The sequence below is a fragment of the Clostridium sp. HBUAS56010 genome (assembly GCF_007115105.1).
Taxonomy (GTDB): Bacteria; Bacillota; Clostridia; order Lachnospirales; family Lachnospiraceae; genus Lacrimispora.
On sequence record NZ_SULJ01000002.1, the window covers coordinates 175,974 to 182,043 of the forward strand.

Consider the following 6,070-nt stretch of genomic DNA (forward strand, 5'->3'; position numbering starts at 1 on the left):
ACGAACAAAGAAAAGAAATACTGATTACCTCGGGGTGTGGCTCAGCTTGGCTAGAGCGCCTGGTTTGGGACCAGGAGGTCGCAGGTTCGAATCCTGTCACCCCGACTGAGATAAAACTGTCAAAGACATGCTCATCTCTATTGTTTGTTTTTGCGGGTGTAGTTCAATGGTAGAACACTAGCCTTCCAAGCTAGATACGTGGGTTCGATTCCCATCACCCGCTCTTGAGTCTGTAGCTCAGTTGGATAGAGCAACGGCCTTCTAAGCCGTGGGTCGGGGGTTCAAATCCCTTCAGGCTCATTCCGCATTTTTAACCACAATGCGGAATTATGGTGGGTATGGCGAAGTTGGTTATCGCGCCAGATTGTGGCTCTGGAGGCCCAGGGTTCGAATCCCTGTACTCACCTTTCCCTTTTAGGGAATTTTTTTTTACCAGGAGTTTTATTGTTTTATTGGGCTATCGCCAAGCGGTAAGGCACAGGACTTTGACTCCTGCATTCGTTGGTTCAAATCCAACTAGCCCAGTATGGGATACTAGCTCAGGTGGTAGAGCACTTGACTTTTAATCAAGTTGTCCGGGGTTCGAATCCCCGGTGTCTCATTATTTAAGAAGCGGACTTTGATCACAGAGTCCGCTTTTTTGTTCCACTTCTCTCCTGCTTTCATCTGAATTTTATTTCCTTGTCTGCTTCTAATTTGATTTCCGCTTCATCTGAGTTACTTTAGCTTGATTCATTATTGACAATTCCCATTTCCAATGGTATTATCTATATTGTTGTCTGCGGGTATGGCGGAATTGGCAGACGCGCCAGATTTAGGTTCTGGTGGGAGACCGTGCAGGTTCAAGTCCTGTTACCCGCATCAAAAAGACATAGCTTTCCGCCAAGGGGAAGTTATGTCTTTTTATTCTACCTTATCCATTTATTTCAACCTGATTTTGTATTATATTAAGAAAGTGATGTTTGGATAAGGTAGAATAAATTGCGCAAATTGAAAAAGGGATAAAAAGAGACAAGATTTGCAGTCTTTGATAGAGTGAAGTTACCACACCACCATTCTGAAAGGAGACAGCAAACCATGTCTGAGAAAATTGTACAGCTAAATGAGGAAGTAATCAAGGAATTAGTCCGTGGGAGTGTTGAAGAAACACTCAATGGCCTGCTGGAGGCAGAAGCACAAAAGCTGACACAGGCAGCCAAATATGAGCGTAGCGAGAAACGCCAGGGCTACCGCAGCGGACATTACAGCCGGAATCTCACGACAACCTCTGGAGATGTAACACTACATGTACCGCGGCTCAAAGGGATTTCTTTTGAAACTGCCATCATTGAGCGCTACCGCCGCTGGGAGAGCAGTGTAGAGGAAGCCCTGATCGAGATGTACTTGGCCGGCGTGTCTGTACGCCGTGTGGAGGATATTTACGCATAACTCTTGACACTACCGCCGCCATGTCCTATGAAAAGGGCGTATGAAACAAAGCCCCCTATATGCAGAGGACAGCGGCTTTGATTTTCAAAACCGCTGTCCATTGGTACTAAGTTTTATGGCATAGCTATCCACCCACCGTGCAACGTTTTTTTCTTTTCCACTTGTGCGGCGGGTAGCTATTCTTTACTTTTCATCATTGAATAAAACTTTTTGTAGTACCATTGTAGGTAACAGTAAATTGTTTGTACAGTGGAGCAGAGAATAAAGCATACCCTTCGCCTTTAACGCCATTTATATGGGATATTTCCATAACTGCCTTATCACCGTCAACCTTAACGCCAAAGTTAAATTCCGTTTCACCACGCACATAAATATAATAGCGCCCATTTTGCTCCGTGGTCGCAAAATCAAAAATATTGCTCTCACAGTCCTTAATCCATAACTGTAAACTATCCGGGGCTTCGCTTTTTCTGAACCGGAATGTTAGAACATCATAGTTTGGAATATTATTTTTTTCAGCTTCAATTTCTTTTGTCCGCAAATTGAAATCTTCTTGACTATATGCCTCTATTCCTGTCAAAATCCCCTGTAAGCCTACATTGTTACGGGTGGTATGCAGGTCAATCGTACCGTCAAGGTCATAGGCCCACATATTTAATATGCCTGGTCCATTGTTATATTTATCAATAAAGTACCGCACAATTTGGTCTTTGTAATATAGCTTATCTTCATTCTCACGATAGGTTAGGCCGTATGGCTCATAGATAGCATATTGATTTTTGATGTTTTGTTCCTGCTGAATAGTTTGCTTGTCTGATGTTTCCTCTTGCTGTACTGGTATCACTGTGTAGACTACTGTGTTGGAATTGTACTCAAGACTAATATCCAAATTAGCAGGAAGTGACAGAAGTATAGGGCATTTCGGTAAGCGTATTAGGTCAACAATTTTGACATTGGAACCTGTTACTTGATAAGCATATCCGCCTGTTAGATTATTGTAATAAACATACTGACGGTCATTTCCCTTGATGATATAAAATCCATTTCCTGTGCAAGAGGAAAGAATCGCCGCTTGTATATTATTAGGGGCTTCTGCTACTTCCAAACGCTTAACATCTTCAATTTCGCCGCCTTTTTCTTTATTGTTTTCACGCTCAATGCTACTGCCGCTATCAAAGTCTTTCATAAGTTCGATAGCTTCATCTCTGCTAATTAACTCAAGTTTTACAATGTTTCCGCTATTATCCCTAATTAAGCGAATATCTGTATTTCCGTCCTTGTCTATAAATGCCCTTTCAAAGGAGTTATTTGCCCTCATATCTAAAAATATACGAATATGGGTATCGTTATAATAGTAAACTCCATTTGAAATTGTAATATTCCATTGTGCATATTCTGTGGTCAGGTCTGCTACTCTGGCATTATTGGAATTTATTAAATTATCTGTTGCTATCTGAGGTGGATTAGTCGTAAATCCTACCATGAAAAGAACGGAAAGAATAGAGCAAAGCACAATCGCCCATTTAGGCGCTTTTTTGAAATTCAACACGTTTTTTATCCTCACTTTCTTATTCCTATAACTGCCCTCTCCAAAAGCGAGGGGGCTTAACAGCTTTGATTTTGGGGTATAAAGAGCGACAAGTGACGTTGAGTATGATTTGTGTATATCTTCGCTTGATTTACGCAAAACGGCTTCGTCACATGACATTTCCATGTCCTTTGACATAAGGTAATAGCTCACCCATACAATCGGATTAAACCAGTGTATGGTAAGAATAAGAAAAGCGACAGGCTTAATCAGATAATCTTTTCGTGAGATATGGACTTGCTCATGTTTCAGAATGTGGTCAAGCTGTTCGTTCCTTACTATTGTGGGAAGATAGATTTTAGGACGAATGAATCCCAGTACAAAGGCTGTGGATATTTTATCTGTTTCAAAGACATTATCCTGTTTAATCGTAGCGTCATAGACTTGTCGTTTTACTCGGATATATCCAACTATCGCATATATAACCAATGCTATTAAACCGCAAAGCCATATATATGCGCTGATTGATAGAACAATCTGTATCGGGTTGACGCTTGCAGTGTAGTCTGCCTGTGGCATAGCTCTTTCCATAAATAAATTTACTTGTTCGTCTTCGTCAACTGCAACAATACCACTATTTATCTGTGGTTTTGTTGTGGTCGTTACAGTAGGTGGTATAATTTCAGCATTTATCGGCATGAGACTTGCCGAGCTTTCAAATTTGAGCGGGCATATTAGGCGCAAAAAAACAACAGCCCATAAAACATAGGAAAATATCTTTGGCGCTTTTTTAAGTGGTACACGCACTAACATAACCGCAACAGCGACGATACTTGCCGCAATACTCATATTGAGAACACTAATCAATATTTCTGTCATTCTTTCGCCCCCTCAATCAGTTGTTGCAAGGCATGGGCTTCTGCTTCGGTCAATGACTTTCCTTTAAGAAAAGTTGCAATAAATGACGGTATTGAGCCGTCAAATGCTTTATCTAACAAGTTATGGGCTTCATATTGTTGCACCTGCTCTCGCTTGACAAGTGCCGTAACTGTGGCGTTTTCGTTTTTAACAAAACCACGTTCTGACAGTTTGCGAATAACGGTATATGTTGTTGGACGTTTCCAGCCAAGCCGTTCCCCGCAAACAACAGAAAGCTCTTTAGAACTAATAGGTTCAAATTCCCATACGATATTCATAAACTTAAATTCAGCGTCATACAATTTTAAATCTTCCATACAAGCACCCCTCTGTTTATCGCGATAAACCATCTGCATTTAGTTTATCTGAATAAACAAATTTTGTCAACTGTTTTTTGAACGGCCTCAATTTTATTTGTAATATATTTTTAATGACAGGATTATTCTCCTCTACTATTTACAACTCCATATCCTTTGCCCTGCATTAAAGGAGCTCTCAGCTTGTCGAAGAACCCACCCGTCGCGCTAAGCGAAGGATGGGTTCTTTACGTATGGAGAAAAATAATGACGCAGAAGAAGGAGAAATAGGGAGGGAATAGCGTCCCTTCCACAAACTCATAAATGCACCCAAAGTCTACCCCGCTGTCTATCTTTCTCAGCAAATGAGCCTGGGGTACCAGCAGGTCTGTATTTACAAATTCCACTGCCTCTCTGTTCAGCTTTCCTCGTTCCAACATCTTTCATCACCTGCTTCTATTTTACCATCTTAACGGCAAAAAAGCACAGCCTATGCTGCGCCTTTTTCGACAGGCTGAAGCCGCCAGCGATTTCTGGCGGCTCACCTCTTGAACTGTTAATGTGTTGTTTGGTATGCTTTTTCTCTGTTAATGCACTATTTGATTAATCACATGATCTTAAGCGCTTATTTTTTGAATCAATACGGAGGCATTTGTATTGATTTGTGTTCCTCCGGCTAAAGTTTGCAGTGTAACCGCAGCAGCACTTGTGTGATTTCGCACAGTTAAGACATCCCCCGCAGCTGCGGTAACAATGACCATCCCCGGATTTGCTTGAGTACCGGCACCTGATCCATATACTGCTCCGGCAACAGGCACTCCGTTTTGAAAGACAGTAAACTGATTTGGTTCAACGCCCGCCGCATAAAACCAAACAGCATAGTTTCCTGTGCTGCCAAGTTGAATGATGGATGTTTCGGGGGCATGTGCAATTGTTCCAACGATAATCCCATTGGTACTAAACAGTATATCTGCTTCTAAAGCAACCACTTGAGCATCCAGATTGTAAATATAAGCATATTCTGATAATCCATTGATACCAGACGGTCCTGTAGGACCTGTATCGCCGGTTTCACCAGTCGGGCCGATTGGACCGATAGGTCCCTGCGGACCTGTATCGCCGGTCTCACCAGTCGGGCCGATTGGACCGATGAGTCCCTGCGGACCTGTATCGCCGGTCGCACCAGTCGGGCCGGTTGGACCGATGAGTCCCTGTGGACCTGTATCTCCGGTCGCACCAGTCGGTCCAGTTGGACCGATGAGTCCTTGCGGACCCGTATCTCCGGTTTCACCAGTTGGACCGATAGGTCCCTGCGGACCCGTATCTCCGGTCGCACCAGTCGGTCCGGTTGGACCGATGAGTCCTTGCGGACCTGTATCGCCGGTTGCACCAGCCGGGCCGGTTGGACCGATGAGTCCCTGCGGACCTGTATCGCCGGTCGCACCAGTCGGGCCGGTTGGACCGATGAGCCCCTGCGGACCCGTATCTCCGGTCACACCAGTCGGGCCGGTTGGACCGATGAGTCCCTGCGGACCTGTATCGCCGGTTGCACCAGTTGGGCCGGTTGGACCGATGAGTCCCTGCGGACCCGTATCGCCGGTTGCACCAGTTGGGCCGGTTGGACCGATGAGCCCCTGCGGACCTGTATCTCCGGTCGCACCAGCCGGGCCGGTCGGGCCGATAGTTCCCTGCGGACCTGTATCTCCGGTCGCACCAGTCGGGCCGGTTGGACCGATGAGTCCCTGCGGACCTGTATCTCCGGTCACACCAGTTGGGCCGGTTGGACCGATGAGTCCCTGCGGACCCGTATCGCCGGTTGCACCAGCCGGGCCGGTCGGGCCGATAGTTCCCTGCGGACCCGTATCGCCGGTTGCACCAGCCGGGCCGGTCGGGCCGATAG

4 protein-coding genes, 7 tRNA genes and 1 pseudogene are annotated in these 6,070 nt (G+C 45.0%); 9 read left to right on the top strand and 3 right to left on the bottom strand.

From position 1 onward, the window contains the following. Window positions 1-30: 30 nt before the first annotated feature. The 8 genes and pseudogenes from FAY33_RS05385 to FAY33_RS05420 all read left to right on the top strand — a co-directional run. Window positions 31-105 (top strand) — tRNA-Pro (locus tag FAY33_RS05385). Window positions 106-152: 47 nt separating this feature from the next. Then, window positions 153-223: transfer RNA gene (locus FAY33_RS05390), tRNA-Gly, on the top strand. 3 nt (window positions 224-226) lie between these two features. Beyond that, window positions 227-300 (top strand) — tRNA-Arg (locus tag FAY33_RS05395). Between the two features lie 31 nt (window positions 301-331). Beyond that, window positions 332-407, top strand: a tRNA-His gene (locus tag FAY33_RS05400). A 46-nt stretch (window positions 408-453) separates the two neighbouring features. Next, a tRNA-Gln gene (locus FAY33_RS05405) sits at window positions 454-525 on the top strand. A gap of 3 nt (window positions 526-528) precedes the next feature. Beyond that, window positions 529-601: transfer RNA gene (locus tag FAY33_RS05410), tRNA-Lys, on the top strand. A gap of 180 nt (window positions 602-781) precedes the next feature. Further along, a tRNA-Leu gene (locus tag FAY33_RS05415) sits at window positions 782-861 on the top strand. A 216-nt stretch (window positions 862-1,077) separates the two neighbouring features. Further along, window positions 1,078-1,419 (top strand): annotated as a pseudogene (locus tag FAY33_RS05420) (transposase); the annotation flags it as partial. Window positions 1,420-1,621: 202 nt separating this feature from the next. Here FAY33_RS05420 and FAY33_RS05425 read toward each other — a convergent pair. The 3 genes from FAY33_RS05425 to FAY33_RS05435 form a co-directional block, all read right to left on the bottom strand. Continuing rightward, on the bottom strand, window positions 1,622-3,835 hold the full coding sequence (locus tag FAY33_RS05425; protein WP_143319752.1) for a M56 family metallopeptidase: 2,214 nt from the start codon (window positions 3,833-3,835) through the stop codon (window positions 1,622-1,624). Beyond that, entirely contained in the window at window positions 3,832-4,191 is a 360-nt protein-coding gene (locus tag FAY33_RS05430; protein ID WP_143319753.1) for a BlaI/MecI/CopY family transcriptional regulator, read from the bottom strand. Before FAY33_RS05430 ends, FAY33_RS05425 begins: the two co-directional genes overlap by 4 nt. 227 nt (window positions 4,192-4,418) lie before the next feature. Then, window positions 4,419-4,610 (bottom strand): hypothetical protein, encoded by a 192-nt coding sequence (locus tag FAY33_RS05435; protein WP_143319754.1) that lies wholly within the window; start codon window positions 4,608-4,610, stop codon window positions 4,419-4,421. Between the two features lie 1,132 nt (window positions 4,611-5,742). Between FAY33_RS05435 and FAY33_RS20125 the strand changes: the two genes are divergently transcribed. After that, window positions 5,743-6,070, top strand: a 328-nt coding sequence (locus FAY33_RS20125; RefSeq protein ID WP_347562663.1) for a DUF4573 domain-containing protein, incomplete at its 3' end; no start/stop codon positions are given.